Origin of the sequence: Kitasatospora sp. NPDC048194, assembly GCF_043202455.1 — a bacterium.
In the GTDB taxonomy this organism is placed as follows: Bacteria; Actinomycetota; Actinomycetes; order Streptomycetales; family Streptomycetaceae; genus Kitasatospora.
On record NZ_JBIDAK010000003.1, the window covers coordinates 79,192 to 99,257 of the forward strand.

Consider the following 20,066-nt stretch of genomic DNA (forward strand, 5'->3'; position numbering starts at 1 on the left):
ATGGAGTACGCCCTGCTGGTCTTCGGCCAGGAGACCGACTGGGACCGCATGACGCCCGAGGAGCGCGAGGCGAGGTTCACCGCCAACCGCGCCTTCGGCCGGGAGCTGGCGGAGGCCGGCGTGCGGATCGTCTACGGCGCCCGGCTGGCCCGGCCCGCGGCCGCCGAGGGCGAGCCCCGGGCGGCGGAAGGCGTCCTGGAGGTCGGGGGCCTCTGGGTGATCGAGGTGCCCTCCGAGGAGGAGGCGCTGAGCTGGGCGGCGAGACTGCCGGTCAGCGAATCGGGCCGGGTGGAGGTCCGTCGCTGCGACGGGCCGCCGCGCACCAACCGGCCGGTGCGAACGGAGAACTGAGGATCATGGAATACACCCTGCTCATTCACGGCGACGAGCGGGTCTGGAACGCGCTGAGCGAGGCCGAGGAGGCCGAGCTCGACGCGGCGCACGGGCGGTTCGGGAGGCAGATGCACGAGGCCGGCGTCACCGTGCGGTACGGCGGCGGCCTGCGGCGCAGCTGCAGCGCCCGGCTGGTGGTGCCGGGCCCGGACACCCCGGTCTCCGACGGCCCGTACCGGGAGGGGCACGAACACCTCGGCGGCCTCTGGGTCATCGACGTCCCGGACGAGGCCACCGCCGTCTCCTGGGCCCGCCGGATGCCCGCGGCCCCCGGCGACCTCGTCGAGGTCCGCCCGGTGCGGGTGACCTGAGGATTCGTGACGAGGAGCGGGAGGTCGGCCGGGCCGACTTCCCGCTCCTCGCGCTTCTCGACAACGGGTGTCCACCGCGGGCAACGTCAAGTGCTGGGCTCGGCATGGCAATTACTTCTTCAACCTTTTCACCGCTCCCCTTGCTGAGATCATGACAGGTCGGCAATCCTGCTCCTGCCACGCCGCCACGGCCACCCCCACGGATCGAACGGCGTGTGAGCCGCCTGCCCGTCCCCCACGAAGGAGCAAGCATGCGCAAGGTCCTGATACGCGTCGCCGCCCTCGCTGCCGCGGTCACCGCCGTCGCCGCGCCCGCCGTACCGACCACGGCGGTGGCCGCTCAGGCACTGTCGTTCCGCCCGCTGAGCTACAACACCAACGGCTACAACTGGGGTGGTTACGCGGCCACCGGCAGTGGCTTCACCTCCGTCTCGGCGTCCTGGACCGAGCCGAACGCGGTCTGCAACTCCACCAACGACCTCTACGCCCCGTGGGTCGGCATCGACGGCTACGGCTCCTCCACCGTCGAGCAGACCGGGGTGGCGACCGACTGCTCCAGCGGCAGCCCGGTGAACCAGGCCTGGTACGAGATGTACCCGGCGAGCCCCGTCTACCTGAGCCTCAGCTCGTACCCGGTGTCCGCGGGCGACCACATCACCGCCTCGGTGACCTACGCCGGGAGCAGCCGGTACACCCTCAAGCTGACCGACTCCACGCGCGGCTGGACCTACAGCACCACCAAGTCCCTCTCCGCGCAGCGGACCAGCGCCGAGGTCATCATCGAGTCGCCGACCGGCTCCTACCCCAAGTTCGGCACCCTGAGCTTCACGTCGGCCACCGTCAACGGCAGTCCCCTCGGCTCCTACGGCCCGGTCGCCCTCTACCCCAGCGCCAACGGCGTCTACGAGGCCCGCACCAGTGCGCTCGGCTCCGGCGGCACCAGCTTCACCGACACCTACCTGCACCAGTAACCGCCCGCGTCGACGCCGAAGCGGCCCGCTCCCTGCGCCGGCAGGGGGCGGGCCGCTGGGCATGCGTGGTTTCTCAGGCGTGCGAGGTCTCAGGCGTGCGGGGAATCAGGCGCGTGGGGTCTCAGGCCAGGTGGGCGGCGAGCAGCGGGGCGCAGGTGGCCGGGCGCTCCAGGAGCGGGAGGTGGCCGGTCTCCGCGAGCGTCTCCAGGCGGCAGTGGGGGACGGTGTCCCGCAGCAGTTCGGCGTTGCGGACGAAGGCGGGCATGTCCTCGTCGCCGAGGACGACCAGTGTCCGTGCCGTGATGCGGCGCAGGTCGTCCGCGGTGTGGCGGTGGGCGGTGAGGGTGTCCATCGCGCCGTTGCCCAGTTCGGCCCAGCTGTGCCGGGCGACCACCGATCGCAGGGCGGCCCGCAGTTCGGGGTGGCGCCGGGTGCCGGTGAAGATGTCGGGCGGGGGCTGCATCCAGAGGTCGGCGAGCTGTTCGCCGGGCCCGACCATGCGGTGGAGCATCATCAGCTGGCGGTAGCGGACGCGGGCCGAGTCCTCGTTGGGCGTACCGGCCAGGGTGGGCGCGGCGAGTACCAGACGGTCGACCAACGCGGGTTTCTGGAAAGCCAGTTGGATGGCCGACATGGAGCCGAAGGAGAGTCCGACCAGCCTTCGGGCGCCGGTCTCCTCCGCCACCTCGGCCAGCTGCCCGGCCAGGGCGGTGAGCGGCAGCCCCGGGGGGAGCGGGGCGGAGCCGCCGTGGCCGGGCAGGTCGACGCCGATGTGGGTCCAGCCGGGGAGGCGGTCCCACAGCGGTTGCCAGGTGGTGGAGTCCATCGTGTAGCCGTGGAGCCAGAGGACGGCGGGGCCGTCACCGTGGCGGTGCAGGTGCAGGCCCTCAGGCATGACGCCCTCCGGAGAAGTCGGTGCAGAAGGAACGGAAGGCGAGCACCGGCTCGTCCCGGGCGTCGTAGCGCGGCGCCATGTCGTGGTCCAGGTGCTCCCAGACGACCTTGTCCTCGGCGAGCGCCTTCTCGCTGCCGCCGAGCAGGGCGGGCAGCGCGGCCCGCTGGTCCTCCCGCACGCCGATGGCGACCCGGGCGACGCAGCCGCCGTCCGCCGTCGGCACCGAGCCGGTGACGATCACCTGCCGTTCCGCCTCCGGGCCGAACTCGGTGACCACGACGTTGGGGCTGAACGCCTGGGCGTGGAAGCGCGGCTTGTAGTCCCACCGGACGCGGCCGGTGCGGACCGCCTCCCAGCGGATCTCCTCGAGCGTGCGGGCGTCCTGCCAGGGCGAGGTCTGCATCAGGAACCTGCCCTCGATGACCAGTTCGCCGGCCTCCCCGACGCGCGTGGCCATCCCCTGGTTTCCGGGCACCCCGTGGACGGCCTTGAAGTGGTCGGGGTCGAAGGCGTTCTCCACCACGTACTCGGACGGGACGTCCACCGGCAGGCTGACGGCCGCGACCAGGGGGTACTCGCCCGCCCAGCCGGCGACCGCCCGCTCGAAGCCGCGGTCGCCGTCCGGGTCGTCCGAGAGCCGGACGAACAGCGCGTCGCCCCATTCCAGCACCCGGTGCTCGGCGACCGACCAGTGCTTGGACGGGTCGCCCAGGCCGATCCGCTTGCCGTGGAACGGGCAGACCACGCAGTCGCCCTCGCGCCGGCCCCCGTAGCCCAGGTGGGCGCCGCGGTGCGGGCAGGAGGCGTCCAGGACGCGGACCCGCTCCCCCTCGCGGACGGCGATCAGGCGGCGCGGGCCGACCGCCAACGGGGTGATCTCGTCGGTCAGTTCGGAGCGGAAGGCCAGCAGGTACCAGCCGTGGTGCACGGACATCGGACTCACGTTCGTCGAAGGGCCTTGAGGACTTGTTCCGCGGCGCGCTCGCCGCTCTCCAGGGCGCCGTGGACCCAGGGCAGCCGCTCGCCCGTCACGGTCGCCTCGCCGGCGAAGAACAGCGTGCCGTCCACCGGCTCCGCCCACTGCCGGGCGGCGTCCTCCAGCCCGGCCCGGGGTGCGGTGAACGCACCACCGGCGTACCGGTCCCGGCCCCAGTCGGCGACGGTCAGGCCGAGGACGGCGGCGTCCGCGGTCCAGGGCAGCGCGGTGGCCAGCAGGGCCGCCAGGGCCGCCCGGTCGCCGGCGGCCGCGCGCAGTTCGGCGGCGGCGCCGGCCTTGGCGACGAGCAGCACCTCGGGGCGGCCGGCGGCGCAGCGGGTGAAGCCGCTGCGGCCGTCCACGTCGAAGACGATCACCGTGTCGGGGGCGGGCCGGTCCAGGGTCACGACGGCGCAGTAGCCGTCGCCCGACGGCAACTGAGCGGCGGCCGTCAGCTTGTCGGCGGGCAGCCCGGCGATCCCGCCCACGGCGGCGGGCGGGACGGTGAGCACCGCGGCCCGGGCGGCGGCCGTCCCGGTGCCCGTCTCCACGGTGACCCGCCCGGGCCGGTACGCCAGCTCCCGGACCGGCACGCCGAGCCGCACGTCCAGGCCCTCGGCCAGCCGCTCGGGCAGCCGGGCGAAGCCGCCCTCGACGGCGAACTCGCCCTCGCCCGCCGTGTCCCCGGCGTGCGCCGCGGCGATGCCGGCGGCGCTCAACTCCTCCGGCTCGGCGGCCCAGTTCTGCCGGAACCACTCGCCGGCCGCCGCGGCCTCCGGGCCGGTGCTGCCGTGGGCCCGCAGCCAGGTGCCGACGGACAGGCCGGTGACGCCGGGCGCGCGCTGCAGCATGGCCTCCAGCTGCCAGGGCGCCCGGCGGCCGAAGCTCAGCAGGCCCATCTCCCGGTGGGCGCCGTCCTCGACGATCCGGGCGGTGACCCGGCGCGGCACGGCGGCCGTCCGGTCCGGTCCGGCCAGCTCGTGCACCGGGTTGTGCTCCCCGTGCACCACCTGGGCGCCGAGCTCCAGCGGCGGACCGCCGTCGGCGGGGTGGAAGGTGTGGATCCGGCCGCCGAGCCGCTCCCTGGCCTCCAGCACCACGACGCGCAGCCCCGAGCGGGACAGCAGGCGGGCGCAGTTCAGGCCGGACGCCCCGGCGCCCACCACGATCACGTCGTACCCGGTCACAGCTCTCCCCCGAGGTCGTTCGGCCGTCCCCCGACGTGGACCGGCCGGCCCCCGAGGTCGACCGGGAAGGCCCGCAGCCGCCGCGGCACCAGGCACTGGTCCCAGTCGGGCGCACCCGACGGGCCGCGCAGCGCCGGGAACCGGCCGACCAGGCGCGGCAGCAGCAGCGCGGCGGTCTGCCGCACGAGCGGCGCGGCCAGGCAGAAGTGCGGGCCGCCGCCGAAGCCCAGGTGCGGGTTGGGGCTGCGGTCCAGGCGCAGCGCGTCCGGGTCGGCGAAGACCTCCGGGTCGCGGTTGGCGGCGGTGAGCACCGCGAGGACCCGCGCGCCGGGCGGCAGCACGCCGCCGTCGAGCGCGACCCGGTCGGTGGTGACCCGGGCGGTGAACGGGATCGGCGCCTCCAGCCGCAGCAGCTCGTCCACCGCGAGCCGGGCGGCGTCCTCGTCGGCCCCGGCGAGCGAGGCGACGGCCGTGCGGTCGGGCAGCAGCAGGTGCAGGGCGTTGCCGATGAACTCGGCGAGCGGCTGCCAGCCGCCGATCACCGCGAGGTTGAGGATGCCGAGCATCTCGCCGCGGCTCAGCCGGTCGTCGGCGGCCAGCGCGGTCAGCGGCACCCGGACGCCCGCGGCGGTGGCCCGGGCGGTGTGCCCGTCCAGGTAGTGGGTGAGCGCGCCGGCCGCGCTGCGCCCGAGGGCGGCGCGGGCCGGCGCCACCATCGGGTCGAGGTTGACGGAGGCGGCGCGGGCGAGGGCCTCGAACCGCTTCAGTTCGCCCGCGGGCAGCCCGAAGAGCCGGGCGTACACGGCGGTGGCGAGCGGTCGGCCGAGGTCGGCGACGGCGTCGATCCGGCCGCCCGGCGGCAGCCGGTCGAGCAGGGCGTCCACGTCGGCGCCAAGCCCCTCGGCCAGCGGGCGGACGGCCGCCGGCCCCAGCAGCAGCGCCCCGGGGGCCCGGAGCCGGTGGTGGTCCGGCGGGTCGGTGGTGAGCATGGACGGCGGCAGGGCGTCGTCGCGGGTGCGCTCGCGCTGGCCCTGCGCGGCGGAGAAGCGCGGGTCGCGCAGCACCGTCACGCAGTCGGCGTGCGCGGTGACCAGCCAGAGCCCGGACGCGGCGTCGTGGTGGACCGGGTCGTTGGCCCGCAGCCACCGGTACGCCGGGTGGGGGTTCGCCCGCCCGGCCGGGGCGAAGGGGTGGATCAGGTGCTCGGGCAGACGCACCGGCGCCGTCGTCATGTCCAACTCCGAGAGGGTCTCAGCGGACCCGCGGTCCGCGCCAGCGGAAGGAGAAGGCGGTCAGCACCAGCCCGGCCAGCGACCAGGCGACGAGGACCATCGCGATGTGCCCCAGCTCCCAGTTCCCGGCCGGTTCCACGGCGGTGAAGGAGTCCGGCAGGAAGACCGAGCGGAAGCCCTGGGCCATCCACTTGACCGGGAAGAACGCGGCCACCGTCTGCATCCAGGCCGGGAGTTGCCCGAACGGGAAGAACACGCCGGAGATGAACTGCAGCACCATGAACACCGGGGTGACGATCGCCGCCGCCGACCGGCTGTTGGGGATCAGCGCCGAGTAGGCGGCGCCGGCCATCGCGCAGGCGACGGTGCCGAGCGCCAGGTCCCAGCCGAGGGTGAACCAGCGCTCCGGGGTGCTGGGCAGCGGCAGCCCGAACAGGGCCAGCGCGATGCCGATCAGCAGCACCGCCTCCAGGGCGGTGGTGACGATGACCCGCACCAGCTTGCCGACGAAGTACGCCGACTTGGGCATCGGCGTCATCGCGAGCCGGCGGACCGTACCGGTGTCGCGTTCGATCGCGATGTTGATCGCCAGGCCGGAGAAGGCGGTGCTCATCACCCCGGCCGCGATGATGCCGGCCATGAAGACCTGCTTGAGGTCGGTGTCGGTGCCGGCCACCTTGCCGGAGAAGATCGAGCCGAAGACGACCAGCAGGATCACCGGGAACATCAGCGTGAAGACCAGCGACTGCTTGTTCCGGAAGAACGCCCGCAGCTCGACCTTGGAGCGGGCCGCGCCGGCCCGCCAGATGCCGGGCATCCGGGCGGCGCGGCGGGGCGGGGCGGTGGTCGCGGCGCCGGCGGCGGTCGCGGTGGGTTGGGTGAGGGTCATCGCTTGCCCGCCTCGTGGGTGATGCTCTGGCTGGTGTCGGCCCCGCGGTCGGTGCCGTCGGCGTTCTCCCGGATCAGGTCCAGGTAGACGTCCTCCAGGGTCGGCCGGTGCACCCGCAGCTCGGGCAGCTCGCCGACGCCTGCCTGGTGCGCCCACGGGACCAGCACCGCGAGCAGCGCGGTCGGGGCGTGGGTGGCGATCCGGAGCAGACCGTCCGCGCCCACCGGGGCCGGCCGGGCCCCGGTTGGCAGCGACGGCAGTGGACGGCCGGCCAGCTCCGGCGGAATCCGGAAGGAGACCGTGGTCGGAGTCTGCGAACGGCCGCCGAACTCGGCCAGCGGCCCGCACTGGACCACTCGGCCGGCGACGATCACCGCGGCGCGCTGGGCCAGCGCCTCGGCCTCGTCCAGGTAGTGCGTGGTGAGCACGGTGGTGCGACCGCGCTCGGAGAAGTAGCGGACCAGGTCCCAGGCCTCCCGGCGAGCCACCGGGTCCAACCCGGTGGTGGGTTCGTCCAGGAAGATCAGGTCCGGGTCGCCGACGATGCCGACCGCGACGTCGAGTCGGCGGGCCTGGCCCCCGGAGAGGTCCGTGCTCTGCTTCTTCTCGTGCTTGCCCAGCCCGACCATGTCGATGACCTGGCCGACGGGCAGCGGGTTCGGGTAGAACGCCGCGAAGTGCTCGACCACCTCACGGACGGTCAGGTCCGAGTAGGCGCCGGTGGTCTGCGGGACCACCCCGATCCTGGCGCGCCACTCGCGCCGGTCCTCGGCTGGGTCGCAGCCGAGGACCCGCACGTCACCGCCGGTTCGCTGGCGGACCCCTTCCAGGATTTCGACGGTCGTCGTCTTGCCCGCGCCGTTCGGCCCGAGCAGGGCGAAGACCTCACCCTGGTGGATGTCCAGATCCAGGCCCTGGACCGCGTGCCAGTCGCCGTAGCTCTTGCGCAGGCCGCGGACTGAGACGGGGTGGTCCCCGACGGCAGTCGCCACTGTGGATCGCTCCTTGGTGGGGTGTTCAGGCCGACCTGGTCCTCAGGTCGGCCGGCCGGGCACCTTGCCCGGCGGGCGGGTTTCCCGGCTGGATCAGGTGCAGCAGCAGCACGGGCAGCAGCAGGAGTTGCCACCGGCCGCGATGTCCGACAGGTCGCCCTCGCTCAGCTCGGCGGTGTCGATCTGCGGGGTCTCCGGAATGTGGAACTCGTAGCGACCGGTCGCCAGACCGATCTCGTACAACTCCACCTGCACCTCGAGGTTGCCCTCCTGCTCGCCCTCGGCGGCAGTCTGGACGATGACGATCTCGGCGTCGGCCGGGAGCTCCAGGCCGGCCTCGGCGAGGGCGGCACGGGCGTCGGTACGCAGGCGGGCCGCGTACTCCTCGCTCGACCAGGCGCTGATCAGGGCGCGGGTGTAGCCGTTGACGAACTCGGCCCGCTTCCTCTGGTCCAAAGCCATGAGAATGTTCCTTTTCTCGGGATTCCGGTTTGCCGGCGGTTCCCGTGCTCCGTGCCCGGTGCTCGTGCCCGGCGCTTCCCGGCGCCGCCGACAAATGAAGAATGACACGGCCGCAATTGGCCGCCAAGACCTCACTTCCGGTGCCCGGACTAAGTATTGAGCACATGCGGCCGGTGCGGTAGATTTCAGCCGTCACGCGCCCTTGAATACGCATCAGAATACGTATCGGAATACGCATCGGAATGCGGACGGGATACGTACCGGAAATGCGTACGTACGCATTCGGCGGGCGCGTACGCATTCCGGAAGTCCCGGGTGAGCATCGAGAGGAATCACGGGGGTGGTCCGCACCGTGCCTACGCACACCGTCCCGCCAGGCCCAGCCGACGACGTCGACATGGCGCTGATGAGGGAGTCGCCGCTCGACTTCATCACCGGCCTGGCCCGCACCTACGGCGACATCACCCGCCACCGGGCCGACGGCGAGACCGTCTACCTGCTCAACCGGCCCGAGTACGCCCGGCACGTGCTGAAGGACAACGGCGCCAACTACACCAAGGAGGGCACCCCGGACGACGCCATGCTGCGTCCGCTGCTCGGCAACGGGCTGCTCACCAGCAACGGCGCCGACTGGGCCCGCCAACGGCACCTGACCGCGCCCGCGTTCCGCCCCAGCGCGGTCCGCACCTTCGACCGGATCGTCACCGACGCGACCGCCGGGATGCTGGAGCGCTGGCGCCCGTCCGTCGAGGCCGGCACCCCGCTGGAGATCGACCAGCACCTCACCGCGCTGACCCTGGGCATCCTCACCCGCGCCATCCTCGGCGCCGACATCGACGGCATCGGCGAGGGCTTCGGCCGAGCCGTCGACGCCGTCAACCGCTGCATCGGCCACTACGTACCGAGCCCCGACCCCGACCCGGCCGACACCGCCCGCCGCTACGCCGACTTCGGCCGCGCCCGGGTCTTCCTCGACACCGTCACCCGCACGCTGATCGCCGCCCGCCGCGCGGGCGGCAGCAGCACGGCGGGCGGCGACCTGCTGGACACCATGATGTCCACCGACCACCTGGTCTCCGACGCCGACCTGCGCGACCAGGTGCTGACCATCGTGATGGCCGGCCACGAGACCACCGCCAAGTCCCTGACCTGGACGCTCTACCTGCTCGACCGCCACCCCGAGGAACTGGCCAAGGTCCGCGAGGAGGTCGACCGGGTGCTCGGCGGCCGCCCGCCGACCGCGGCCGACCTCCAGGACCTCCCGGCCTGCCGGCGGGCGGTCCAGGAGGCCATGCGGCTCTACCCGCCGGTCTGGCTGATCTCCCGCCGGGCGGTCGGGTCCGACGTCATCGGCGGGTACGACGTCGAGCCCGGCACCCTGGTGTGCGTCAGCCAGTGGGTGCTGCACCGCCACCCCGGCCACTGGGACGAGCCGGACGCCTACCGCCCGGACCGCTTCGACGGCGCCGTGCTGCCCAGCCACCTCTACCTGCCGTTCGGCGGCGGGGACCGGATCTGCGTCGGACAGCACTTCGCGATGCTGGAGGCCGTCCTGGTGCTCGCCTCCCTGCTCCAGTCGGTCCGGCTGGAGCTCGTCGAGGGCTTCCCGGTCGAACCCGAGGCGCTCGTCACCCTCCGCCCCAAGCACGGCATGACGATGATCGCGAGGCCCCGATGACCACCACCGTCCGTCCGCTCGGCGGCTCGTACGACCCGGCGCGCACCACCGGCGGCGGGCTGGCCGCCGAACTCGACCGGCTGGAGGCGCAGGCCGCGCTCTCCTTCCCCGAGGAGCTGCGCATCCTGCGCGAGCTCGGCCTGCCCGGCGGCACCCCGGACGGCGGCACCGCACCCCGGGCCGACTCCGTGCCCCGGTCCGGCACCGCACTCCAGGCCGACCCCGCGCCGCAGGCCGACGCCGCACCCCGGCCCGGCACCGTGCTCGAACTCGGCGCCGGCCCGGGCGCGGTGACCCGCCGGCTGCGCGCCGCGCTGCCCGCCGGCACCACCCTGATCGCCGCCGACATCGACGGCGACCTGCTCGCCCACGCGGCCGGCCCCGGCGTGACCCTGCTGGTCGCCGACGGCGCCGACCTGCCGCTGCCGGACGCCTGCGTGGACTTCGTCCTGCTCCGCTACGTCCTCCAGCACGTCCCGGACCCGGTCGCCGTGCTCACCGAGGTCCGCCGGGTGCTGCGCCCCGGCGGCACGGTCGCCTGCACCGAGGTCGACTCCGCGCTCTGGGGCGCCGCCGAGCCCTCCTACCCCGAACTCGCCGGCGTGCACGCCAAGATGGCCGCCGCCCAGCGCGCCGACGGCGGCGACCGGTCGATCGGCCGCCGGCTCCCCCGGCTGCTGCGCGCGGCCGGCTTCGAGCAGGTCGTGCTGCGCCCGTTCGCCACCACCAACGACGACCACCCCACCGACGCCTTCGCCCCGCAGCTCGGCCCGCAGCGGCTGGAGCCGCTGGTGGCCCGGGGCCTCCTCTCCCTGGCCGACCTCGCCCTCGCCGCGGACCGCTGGAACCGCTTCCGGTCGGACCCCGACGCCTGGGTGATGCTCCTCGGCCTCACCGTCGCCGCGACCGCACCCGCGGGCCGCGGACCGCAGGAAACCGTCCGAGAACAGCACTGACGAGCAGCACCGAAAGGAAGAACCGTGCACCCCAAGGTCAAGATCTTCATCACCATCTTCTGCTACATCAGCGCGGTGGCCGGCCTGATCACCGCCGTGATGGACGCCAGCCACAAGCCCGCCCAGACCACCGACGCGGTCGTCGCCGGCGTGCTCGGCGTCGCCTTCCTGCTGGGCGGCCTGGCGCTGACCCGGAAGCCGCGCTACTGACGGCTCCGGCAGTGACACCCTTACGGCGCGAGGCGCACAACGGGTCGGGGGGGGGGGGGGGGGGGGGGGGGCCCCCCCCCCCCCCCCCCCCCCCCCCCCCCCGTTCCCGGTGCCGTCCGGGCCCGTCCGGCCCCTAGCGGGAGCGTCGCAGCGGGTTGATCACCCCGAACGCCCCGGTCAGCGTGGACGGGTCGACGAAGGAGCCGCCCGGCCCGTGGGTGCGGCGGAAGTTGTTCACCAGGCCGGTGAACGACGGGTCCACCTTCGCCCGGTACGCGGCCAGCAGGTTGACCCGCTCGGGCGTCGAGAGCTCCTGCTCGGCACGGAGCTGGTGGCTGCGCGACAGGTGGTACATGCCCTCGACCGTGTAGCCGGCGTCCAACCAGCCCTGCCACAGCGCGTCGCGGTCCGCCTCCTGCCCGGCGAAGTACTCCAGGGCGCGCGGCCGCGGCTCGGTCGGCGCCGCCGTGGCCGGCACCGGCTCGGCCCGCAGCTCGACCCGCCGCCCGCACAGGTAGAGCACCGGAACGCCCTTGCGGACGCAGAAGTTGAGCGCCTGCGCGGCCTGGTCGACGACCGCCTCGGCCTTGTCGTTGAGCGAGGTGTTGCACAGGATCGGCACCCCGGTCGCGGCCCGGAACGCGTCCAGCGCCCGGTGCAGCGGCGGGTTGGACTCGGCGGTGACGGTCTGGTGCCGCGCCGAGCCGTCCAGGTGCACGATCGCCGGGACCAGCTCCCGCACCTCCGGCCGCACCTGGACCGCCTCCAGCATGTACGGCGACTCGCGGTCGGAGGCGAACCACTCGCCCGCGTACTCGGCCATCACCATCGGCGCGACCGGCCGCCACCACTGGCGCCGCTTGTACTCGTTCAGCAGGTCCTTGACCTTCTGCGAGCGCGGGTCGCCGAGCAGGCTGCGGTGGCCCAGCGCGCGCGGCCCGAGCTCGGCCCGGCCGTCCACCCAGGCGATCACGCCGTCGGAGACGTCCGCGACGAAGCGCTCGGCCTCGAAGTCCGTCACCGAGACGATCCAGGGCGCGAACTCGGCCAGCGCCTCCGCCACGTCCAGGACGTCCCGGCCGTAGTACGGCGAGACGATCCGCAGGTCGGCCCCGTCCAGCGCGCCCGCCCCGTACAGGCCGAGCAGGCCGAGGCCGATGCCCTGGCCGGAGTCGTTGGCGCACGGCGGGGTGACCAGGCCCTTGAAGCCGAACCGGTCCATCAGCAGGGTGTTGGTCGGGCAGTTGAGCGCGTAGCCGCCGGTGGTGGCCAGGTGGGTGTCCTCGGCGCGGATGCCACCGACCTCCAGCAGCCGCTCCACGTTGCGGATCGCCACGCCCTCGCAGCAGCGCTGGATCACCTTCATCACCGCGCTGCGCAGGTGGTCCTCGCGGCTGAGCGTGTCGTCCAGCTCGACGTCCGCGAGCTGGAGCTCGGCGGCCTCCACCACCGAGCGGACCAGGTCGTGGGCGGCCTTCCAGGGCTGGGTCGCGGAGCCGCCGAAGAAGGTGACGTCGGCGATCGCCGCCTCGGCGTCGAAGTCGATCGCGGCCGTCGAGGCGGAGGCCAGCGCCATCAACGAGCCGGGCTCCAGCCCGAACACCGTCTCCGCGGCGGTGTACAGCGGGCCGGGCGACTCCACCGGCTCGAAGGTGATCCGGCCCTGCTTCACCACGCAGCCGGCGTACCAGTAGGTGTTGGGACGGCTCTCCTGCGCGTAGTCGGGCAGCGCGTCGATCGCCAGGCCGACGATCTGGCCCTCGCGGAACAGCGGGACGTCCCGCAGCACCCCGCTGAACAGGTGCGCCAGGCTGTGCAGCGGGAACTCCTCCGCCCCGGCCGGCTTCGGCACCGGCTGCGCCTTCGGCAGCCCGGGCGTGCCCCAAGTGGCGGTGATGTCGTCGAGGGTCAGCCCCTCCTCGGCCAGCAGCGCCGACAGGAAGGCCTCGGCCCGGCCCTCGGTGTAGAGCGGCCAGAAGTGGTGCTTCTGACCGCTGACCCGCTCCAGCTCCCAGACGCGGACCAGTTCGACGTCCGCCCCGTCGCGGCGCCACAGCGCCACGTTCTGGTCGTGCCGGACCGAGAAGACCGCACCCGGCCCCGGCGGCGTGAGATAGGCGGAAAGGAAGTGCTCGGCCACGGTTACCTCTTTTTCCTCGGTCTGCCAGGTTCTGTCAGGACGAGGTATTTCCGGCCCGTGCGCGGGGGGATTTCCCGCACCCCGCCAGGGCCGGCCGCCTGCCCCCGGCGCCAGCGACTACCCGGTCATTCGACCACGCGTGCGGACGCCCGGTACATACTGAAATCCCCGTTTACGCACGTCCGGGCGGCCCGCATACGCATGCGCAGCGGATTCCGGGGGCCGCGGGGTCCGAATCGGAAAGCCGGGAACGGGAAGGGCCCCGGCCGGTGGGACCACCACCGGCCGGGGCCCGATCCCCGGTGGGAGGGGTGCGGCGGTCGCCCGGTCTCAGGCGCCTGCGCCCGCCTTCGCGTCGTGCTCGGCGAAGAACTCGTCGGCGATCGCCCGGGTGCGCGGCAGCCCGGCGACGGGCTCGCCGATCACCCGGCCGGCGAGCTCGGTGGCCAGCCGGGCCACGTCCTCCCGCAGCTCCGCCTCGGCCAGCACCCGGTCGGCCTCCAGCCGGACCTTCGCCTCCGCGAGCATCCGCTCCCGCAGCTCCTGCCCCTCGGCCCGCAGCCCGGCGATCAGCGCCGCGCCCTCCTCGGTGGCGGTCTGCCGGATCAGCGCCGCCTCGTGCCTGGCGCCGGAGAGCTCCGCCTGGAACTCCTCGTAGACGCGCTCGGCCTCGGCCCGCGCCTCCTCGGCCCGCTCCACACCCCCTTCGGTGGCATCCCGCCGTTCCGCCAGGGTCTTCTCGATGCGCGGGAGCAGCAGCGCCCCGAGCACCCCGAACACCAGGAAGAAACAGACGAGTCCGATGACGAGTTGGGCGACGTCAGGCTTCAAAGGTCCCATGGCAGCACGATAGTTCGGCCCTCCTCCGCCACCCGCCCCGGGTACCCGGCCGGCCCCCGGACACGACGAAGGGCGCCCTCCGGAGGGGAGGACGCCCGGGTCGGACACGATCGCTGAGGGTGGGCCGCCAGGGGCTCGAACCCTGAACCTACTGGTTTAAAAGTTCGATACGGACCACGCTGCAACGGGCTGAAGCGGATCACTCACCCTCCAGCGGCCGTTCGAGCACAAGTAGGGGCCGACCGGCCACTCCCGCCAGTTGGCGTTTCGCATGAGCCCGAGCCATCGCAACGAGATGCTCGGCAACGTCAGGAACGGTGAAGTCGCCGATCTGCTCCTGGCGAGATTTCACCTGGACGTGCCAAGAGGTCGGGCCGTCACATGAGAGATCTTCCAGCCCCTCAGGGATGATCCGATCCGCGTCGAGGGCACCGGACACAACGCGGCCGCATAGCCACGCGCCTACAGCATCCTGGTAGGGGAAACCACGGCTGGCGCGCGCTCCCGAGCGCGTCGTCGTCCAGAGAGCCTCGGCCGATTCGTTGATCAGTTCGCTCCGAACCCTGCGGCTGCTGGGCCCACAGCACACCGACACCCGGCCCGTGCTGTGCCTCCGTTCCAACGCCACCCGCACGCCTGCCACCGGAATCTCTGCATTTCTCCTGCGCGGTCGAGCAGTTGCCGTCACCATGGACGGGTCGCCACAGGAGGCTCACATGACCATCGCGCTCTCCAAGGGGGCGAACGCGCTTCTGACCGCCCCCCGCTGCCGGGTGACCGTCGTGGCTTCCGGTTTGCCCGTCGATGTCTCCGCGGTTCTCCTCGGATCCGGGGGCAAGGTTCGTGGCGACGACGATTTGGTGTTCTACAACCACCCGTCCCAAGACGGCGTCACGGCAGCCGGTCCCACCGTCACGGCAGACCTCGACCGCGTCCCGTCCTCGGTGGAACGCATCGCTGTGGTGGCGAGTGTCGAAATCGGCTACCCCTACGGCCGCTTCGACACGAAGAGCACACCGAGCGTCGGCATCGAGTGCGGTTCCGCGCAATTCGTTTTCCTTCCGCCGCCGATGAATGGCGGAGAGACCGTGGCGGTTCTCGTCGAGCTCTACCGGCGAGAGGGCACGTGGAAGGTTCGGGCTGTCGGGCAGGGGTGGTCCAGCGGATTGGCAGGTCTGGCGGCGGACTTCGGCATCGTCGTAGATGACCCCGGGCCTGTTGCCGCCCCTCCGGCAGAGCTCATGCCCCCGTCAGCGGCGACGGGAAGTGCATTGCAACCGCGTATTCCTGCCGACCGGGCAGCCCCGACCGACCCGTCGCAGCCGCCCGGACACCCTCTGCCTACCTCTGTGCTAGGTTCGTCCGCCCTTCTCAGGCCATCCAAACCCCTCGGCAGAGTCTCCCTCAGTAAGGGCGGCCAGGCCACAATCAACATGCGTAAGGACGATCCGCGCCTCGTCGTCACCGCCAGCCTGGAATGGAACGGTGGCAGTAGGGCTCGGCGTCAAGCCGGCGCAGACCTGGATCTGTACGCCCTCTACGTACCCCGCAGCGCCGTCACCCCCAAAGGCCCCCGGCCGACCAGATCTGAGCAGGTCATCTACTACCGGCAACTCGGTTCTCCGGTCGAAGCCCCGTACATCGCTCTCGACGGCGACGCTCGCAACCCCGGACGAGAGACCATCACTATTCGGCGGCCGGACCTTCAGGGCTACGTCCTCATTTGCGCGTACAGCGCAGTCGAGAACGGCACAGGCTCTTTCAAGTCCTACGGCGCCCGAGCCGTGGTCACTGACGGGCGCGGATCCATCGTCACCGTCCCGCTGTACAACAACCGCAACCTGTCCTATTGGGTCGCCATCGCGCTCATCGACTTCACCGTCCCCGGCGGTGTTGAGGTCCGTCACGTGGAGAAGTACAGCGGAAACCACCAGGAGGCCCGCCCCATGCTGTACTCCAACGGCAACTTTCGGATGAGCACGGGACCGGTAGAATTCAAGACCAAGTGAGCTGCGCATGGCTGCCACGTTGTTCGGGGCGCGAGCACCCAGCGGACGCGCGGGAAGCGCAGACGGCCAGTGCCGGCCACCGTCTCCCCCGTTGGCTCTATGTCACCCTCCGGGTGGGAAGGCCGGCAGCTGGTCCTAACAGCGTAGGTCGACGCCGTGATCCACCGGAAAGTACGGCAGGAATGGCCATCCTTGACGCCCAGCCCGGCGGCCCGGGACCGGTGGACTGAGCCGCCCCCGCCCGGTCAGACCAGTGTCGGGAGAACTCCGCGTGGCCAGTGGCCGAGCCAGAATGCGGCGGTGGACGGCTCCGGCCGGTCCTCCGTGGAGCCGTCGTGGGGCAGCAGTTCGGTCGGGGCGATGTAGCCCTCGCCAGGTTCCAGGCGGATGCGGTACACGTTCAACCGGTGACCGGCGGCGATGTACGCGCGAAGGTCTTCGGTATGCGGGTAGCGGTTCTCGGGGTCAGGATGGACGGTTCGGCAGATGGCCTGGATGTCGATGTCGCCGAGCAGGATGTACCGGGTGTCGGGGCCGAGGTTGATGCACAGGCGACGCCGGCCCAGGTGCTTGGCGTGGTAGGCGAGCTTGTCCCAGTTGTCGACGTGAAGGCCGATGCGTCGGCCGTCGCGGTAGTTCGGCGTGGTCGTGAGGGCCTTCGCGGGGCTTGCAGCTCGCCCGAGGTGGACGGCGTTCGGGTCGCCGAGTGGATCGGCCAGCGCGTCGAGGCTGGCTGGCGCCGGTCCGTCGGGCAACCTCACCAGCTCGACCAGCGTGGTGTCGCGGGTGAGCGCGGTCGGTCGGAGCTGGTGGGCAAGGTTGGCGGTGAGGGGCTGCCAGGGGCCGTCGGGAAGGACGGCCCCGTCCTCGTAGTCAGCTTCGCCGTAAGCGGTGCGGACGCCGGCGACGTCGCACCGCTCGGCGAGCGCGGCAGGGTCGTGGTGGGCGATGGCGAGGTTCATTCCGGGCTCCTCCCGGTTGGTCTCACCGGCGGTCGTCCAGGGTGTCCGCGAACGTCACGTCCAGCTCGGCGACCAGGGCTTCGGCGAGCTCGGCCTGCTGGGCCCGGTCGATGATGACCTTGCCGAGGTTGGCGGTGCCCCGGACGGTGCTCAGGTCGTTGCCGCGCAGGTCGAGGTCCTGGTACTTGCCCCGGCCGAACTCGGCCAGTCGCAGGCTGCAGGCGTCGAGGACTGCCCGGCTGAGGTCGCTGCCGGTGAACGTCGCCTCGTTCAGGACGCACTTCGAGAAGACCAGCGGTCCGATGGCCCGGACCCGCTCGAAGCTGCTGTAGTCGAGCTTGCAGTTCTCGAACAGCACGTTGTCGAGGGTCACGCCGGTGAGCTGGGCGCCCATGATCTTGCAGCTGCGGAAGACGACACGGGAGAGCTTGGCGTCCGTGATGCGGGCGGTGGCGAGGTCGCAGGTGTCGAACTCGACGGAGTCGAGCCGGACCTTGTCGAGCTGGACCCGGTCGGCGCGAAGTCCGGTGACGCGGCCGGTGATGAGGCTGGTGTCGGTGAGGTCCAGGTCCCGCAGGTTGGCGTCGGTGTACTGGAAGTCCTGGACGATGCCCCGAGCGGAGTCGAGCGTGCTGACGTTGGACAGGTAGAGGCCCGGCTCGTTCAGGCTGGGCAGGGTCACGGTGACGCGGCCGAAGGTGCTGTCCACGGGCTTGCTCCGCTCTCTCGGTTCGGGGGACCGGGCCCGCACCGCGCTGGTGCGGGCCCGGGTGGCTCAGCTAGTGCTACTTGCCCTTGTTCGACCAGTTGTCCCACGTCGGCCGGTTGTCGAACGACGATCCGGCGTTGTCCCAGGTGGGCCGGTTGTCGAACCCGGCGACGGCGACGGTTCGGCCGGCGGTGAGGTCGGCGACCACCGGGGCGTCGGTGGCGGCCAGCAGTTCAAGGACGGTCATGCGGCTTGCTCCTCTCGGACGGTATCGGACAGTGCGGTGATGAGGGCCTGCCTGGACACGCGGCAGTAGTTCGTCTCGGTGGTGTCCAGACGGCCGTTCTCGAAGTAGCGATTGCCGGCCTGGGCTCCCCGGCAGAAGTCGAAGAACTCGCAGGTGGCCTCGCACTCGTCCAGGCCGGTCAGGAACTCGCGCACGTACCGGAGTTCGTGCGCGCGGTCCAGCATGGAGCCGATGCTCAGCTCCATGACGTTCCCGGCCCGGAAGTCCTCGTATGCCGGATCACTGATCCCGGCGAGCTCGGGCGAGAGCAGGACGACGTCTCCAGCGGACGAGACGGTCGGAATCGGGTCGATCAGCAGCTCGTCCCACGCCGCTTCTCCGCCTGCGCGGGCGGCCTGCAGGTAGCTACCGAGGCGGTCGACCTCGCGGATGGTCAGGCCGCAGTGCCGGCGGGACCACGCGATTGCCCGGCGCCAGAACTCGCGGGCCTGTCCGACGGTGGGCACCGCGCGGTCGGTGTTGACGCCCTCCAGCTCCTCCATGTTCAGGCCCACGGTGTGGCAGCCGAGGTGGGCCATGAAGTCCAGCAGGCCCTCGGGGTCACCGATGCTCTCGGCACTGACGACCGCTATCGCGGAGAAGCGCACGCCGTGTTCGCGCAAGTACCCGATGCCCTTCGTGATCCGGTCGAAGGCGGGGCGTCCCGCCCAATCGACGCGCTGGTGGTTGAGCGCGGCCGGACCGTCGATGCTCACCCCGACCCGGAACCCGTAATCGGTCAGGAAGTCGCACCACGCCGGGGTGATCAGCACGGCGTTGGTCTGCACCGAGTGCTCGACCAGGCCGGCCTGCCGCAGTGGCTCGAACGGGGCCAGCAGCTCGGCGAACCGCCGACGGCCGATGGCCAGCGGCTCGCCGGCGTGCCAGACGATCTCAACCGGTGTCGCCGAGGTGGTGTCGGCGAACTCGGCGACCGACCGGGCCACGGCCTGGGCGACCTCGATGGGCATCGGTGTGCGCCGGTCGCGGTCAGGCAGGTAGCAGTAGGTGCACTTGAGGTTGCAGAAGCCGTCCGGCTGCACGACGACCACCTTCGGACGGCGGGCGATGCGGCTCCGGTAGCGGTCCAGGGTCTGCATCGTGCGGACTCCTTCGCGAGTCAGATTGAGGGTGCCAGCGGCTCGATGTCGGGAGTGGGGGCCGCGATCCGGGGCAGTGGGGCACCGGTGAGCTGGTGGTCGGTCAGGACGCCGAGCAGGCCGAGCACGACGAGGTGGCCGGTGATCCAGACCGTCTGCAGGGCGGTGCTGATCGGATCGCGCGCCGAGCCTCTGTGCTGGCGCCTCACGGTTTCCCACCGACTCGAAGGTCGGCATGGACGGTCTTGCCGAGAGGTTCCAGAGATACTCCCCAGCGGCCGTGGGTGAGCTTGTGGACGAGTTCGACCCCGCGGCCGGACTCGTCGCCGCTGCCCCGCCTTGATCCGCACCGGCAGGATGCGGCAGCCGTCTGCCACCAGGATCCGCACCGAGGCGGCCGTCGTCCGGACGATCTGGGGCGTCATCTTCTTGTGGCAGCCGGTCTTCGCCGCGTTGGTGACCATCTCCGAGACCACGAGCACGGCATCGTCGACCAGCTCTTCCAGACTCCAGTCGGCCAGCGTTCCCCGGACCAGTCGTCGGGCCTGCGACGCTGACTCCGGCCGGTAGGGAAGGTCGATGCTCGTCCCGGAGGCTGGTTCCTGTTCCTCCAGCGCGCTGATCGTGCCGGTCACGCTGGCACGCCTGGGTTGAGCCGCGTAGTGGCCGGGGCTCGCCCGGGAAGACCAGAGGGGAACGGCATCGCGGACTCCAGGGGTGAAGGCAGGGATGTGTCGGTGCCACCGCCGCGGGGTACCGGCGGCGGCCGCACACCCAGTGAACGACTGCCAACGCCTCGGTGGTGAGGCAAAGTTCGGTGCGGCATGGCCCGGCACCAACCGGAAAACTTGACTGTCCCATTACCCGA

21 protein-coding genes are annotated in these 20,066 nt (G+C 72.1%); 7 read left to right on the forward strand and 14 right to left on the reverse strand.

The features are described from left to right. The 3 genes from ACGF07_RS05345 (at position 1) to ACGF07_RS05355 (ending at position 1,675) form a co-directional block, all read left to right on the forward strand. On the forward strand, positions 1-351 hold the full coding sequence (locus ACGF07_RS05345; RefSeq protein WP_392895643.1) for a YciI family protein: 351 nt from the start codon (positions 1-3) through the stop codon (positions 349-351). A gap of 5 nt (positions 352-356) precedes the next feature. After that, positions 357-704: a YciI family protein gene (locus tag ACGF07_RS05350; RefSeq protein WP_392895645.1), complete on the forward strand. Its 348-nt coding sequence runs from the start codon at positions 357-359 to the stop codon at positions 702-704. A gap of 251 nt (positions 705-955) precedes the next feature. Further along, positions 956-1,675, forward strand: coding sequence for a G1 family glutamic endopeptidase (locus ACGF07_RS05355; RefSeq protein ID WP_392895647.1), 720 nt, complete (start codon positions 956-958; stop codon positions 1,673-1,675). Positions 1,676-1,796: 121 nt separating this feature from the next. Here the strand turns inward: ACGF07_RS05355 and ACGF07_RS05360 are convergent, their stop codons facing one another. The 7 genes from ACGF07_RS05360 to ACGF07_RS05390 form a co-directional block, all read right to left on the reverse strand. After that, positions 1,797-2,570 carry an alpha/beta fold hydrolase gene (locus tag ACGF07_RS05360; RefSeq protein ID WP_392895649.1) on the reverse strand — a complete coding sequence of 258 codons (774 nt, stop codon included), beginning with the start codon at positions 2,568-2,570 and terminating at the stop codon, positions 1,797-1,799. Next, complete coding sequence (locus ACGF07_RS05365) at positions 2,563-3,504, reverse strand: Rieske 2Fe-2S domain-containing protein (RefSeq protein WP_392895651.1); 942 nt, start codon at positions 3,502-3,504, stop codon at positions 2,563-2,565. Before ACGF07_RS05365 ends, ACGF07_RS05360 begins: the two co-directional genes overlap by 8 nt. A gap of 5 nt (positions 3,505-3,509) precedes the next feature. Beyond that, the gene (locus tag ACGF07_RS05370; RefSeq protein ID WP_392895653.1) at positions 3,510-4,733 is read right to left on the reverse strand and encodes a flavin monoamine oxidase family protein; all 1,224 of its coding nucleotides are present in this window, start codon (positions 4,731-4,733) and stop codon (positions 3,510-3,512) included. Continuing rightward, positions 4,730-5,965, reverse strand: a complete 1,236-nt coding sequence (locus ACGF07_RS05375) for a cytochrome P450 (protein ID WP_392895655.1) — start codon at positions 5,963-5,965, stop codon at positions 4,730-4,732. Before ACGF07_RS05375 ends, ACGF07_RS05370 begins: the two co-directional genes overlap by 4 nt. A 19-nt stretch (positions 5,966-5,984) precedes the next feature. Continuing rightward, the gene (locus tag ACGF07_RS05380) at positions 5,985-6,854 is read right to left on the reverse strand and encodes an ABC transporter permease (protein ID WP_350747527.1); all 870 of its coding nucleotides are present in this window, start codon (positions 6,852-6,854) and stop codon (positions 5,985-5,987) included. After that, a complete protein-coding gene (locus ACGF07_RS05385; RefSeq protein WP_392895658.1) occupies positions 6,851-7,846 on the reverse strand; it encodes an ABC transporter ATP-binding protein in 996 nt (331 codons plus the stop codon). The genes ACGF07_RS05380 and ACGF07_RS05385 overlap by 4 nt, the downstream gene beginning before the upstream one ends. 93 nt (positions 7,847-7,939) lie before the next feature. Beyond that, entirely contained in the window at positions 7,940-8,308 is a 369-nt protein-coding gene (locus tag ACGF07_RS05390; RefSeq protein WP_223886012.1) for a hypothetical protein, read from the reverse strand. Between the two features lie 397 nt (positions 8,309-8,705). On the opposite strand from ACGF07_RS05390, the gene ACGF07_RS05395 reads away from it, so the two are divergent. The 3 genes from ACGF07_RS05395 to ACGF07_RS05405 are packed head-to-tail and all read left to right on the forward strand — an operon-like array spanning position 8,706 to position 11,152. Beyond that, positions 8,706-9,986 (forward strand): cytochrome P450, encoded by a 1,281-nt coding sequence (locus ACGF07_RS05395; protein ID WP_392895660.1) that lies wholly within the window; start codon positions 8,706-8,708, stop codon positions 9,984-9,986. Further along, entirely contained in the window at positions 9,983-10,942 is a 960-nt protein-coding gene (locus ACGF07_RS05400; protein WP_392895662.1) for a class I SAM-dependent methyltransferase, read from the forward strand. The genes ACGF07_RS05395 and ACGF07_RS05400 overlap by 4 nt, the downstream gene beginning before the upstream one ends. A gap of 24 nt (positions 10,943-10,966) precedes the next feature. Beyond that, positions 10,967-11,152 carry a hypothetical protein gene (locus tag ACGF07_RS05405; RefSeq protein ID WP_030245889.1) on the forward strand — a complete coding sequence of 62 codons (186 nt, stop codon included), beginning with the start codon at positions 10,967-10,969 and terminating at the stop codon, positions 11,150-11,152. A 133-nt stretch (positions 11,153-11,285) separates the two neighbouring features. Here the strand turns inward: ACGF07_RS05405 and ACGF07_RS05410 are convergent, their stop codons facing one another. Together ACGF07_RS05410 and ACGF07_RS05415 are read right to left on the reverse strand one after the other, a co-directional pair. Beyond that, the gene (locus tag ACGF07_RS05410) at positions 11,286-13,292 is read right to left on the reverse strand and encodes a carbamoyltransferase C-terminal domain-containing protein (protein WP_350748210.1); all 2,007 of its coding nucleotides are present in this window, start codon (positions 13,290-13,292) and stop codon (positions 11,286-11,288) included. A 330-nt stretch (positions 13,293-13,622) separates the two neighbouring features. Next, positions 13,623-14,132 carry a hypothetical protein gene (locus tag ACGF07_RS05415; protein ID WP_392895665.1) on the reverse strand — a complete coding sequence of 170 codons (510 nt, stop codon included), beginning with the start codon at positions 14,130-14,132 and terminating at the stop codon, positions 13,623-13,625. A 716-nt stretch (positions 14,133-14,848) separates the two neighbouring features. Here ACGF07_RS05415 and ACGF07_RS05420 point away from each other — a divergent pair. Continuing rightward, on the forward strand, positions 14,849-16,141 hold the full coding sequence (locus ACGF07_RS05420) for a TerD family protein (protein ID WP_392895667.1): 1,293 nt from the start codon (positions 14,849-14,851) through the stop codon (positions 16,139-16,141). 245 nt (positions 16,142-16,386) lie between these two features. Here the strand turns inward: ACGF07_RS05420 and ACGF07_RS05425 are convergent, their stop codons facing one another. The 5 genes from ACGF07_RS05425 to ACGF07_RS05445 all read right to left on the reverse strand — a co-directional run bounded on the left by ACGF07_RS05425 (position 16,387) and on the right by ACGF07_RS05445 (position 19,833). Next, positions 16,387-17,103 carry a hypothetical protein gene (locus tag ACGF07_RS05425; RefSeq protein ID WP_392895669.1) on the reverse strand — a complete coding sequence of 239 codons (717 nt, stop codon included), beginning with the start codon at positions 17,101-17,103 and terminating at the stop codon, positions 16,387-16,389. A gap of 22 nt (positions 17,104-17,125) precedes the next feature. After that, positions 17,126-17,812, reverse strand: coding sequence for a pentapeptide repeat-containing protein (locus tag ACGF07_RS05430; RefSeq protein WP_392895671.1), 687 nt, complete (start codon positions 17,810-17,812; stop codon positions 17,126-17,128). A 76-nt stretch (positions 17,813-17,888) separates the two neighbouring features. Further along, positions 17,889-18,059: a multiple cyclophane-containing RiPP AmcA gene (amcA, locus tag ACGF07_RS05435; protein WP_355366996.1), complete on the reverse strand. Its 171-nt coding sequence runs from the start codon at positions 18,057-18,059 to the stop codon at positions 17,889-17,891. Continuing rightward, positions 18,056-19,198, reverse strand: a complete 1,143-nt coding sequence (amcB, locus tag ACGF07_RS05440) for a cyclophane-forming radical SAM peptide maturase AmcB (RefSeq protein WP_392895673.1) — start codon at positions 19,196-19,198, stop codon at positions 18,056-18,058. The genes amcA and amcB overlap by 4 nt, the downstream gene beginning before the upstream one ends. A 20-nt stretch (positions 19,199-19,218) precedes the next feature. Beyond that, positions 19,219-19,833, reverse strand: a complete 615-nt coding sequence (locus tag ACGF07_RS05445; RefSeq protein ID WP_392895675.1) for an ATP-binding protein — start codon at positions 19,831-19,833, stop codon at positions 19,219-19,221. Positions 19,834-20,066: the final 233 nt, after the last annotated feature.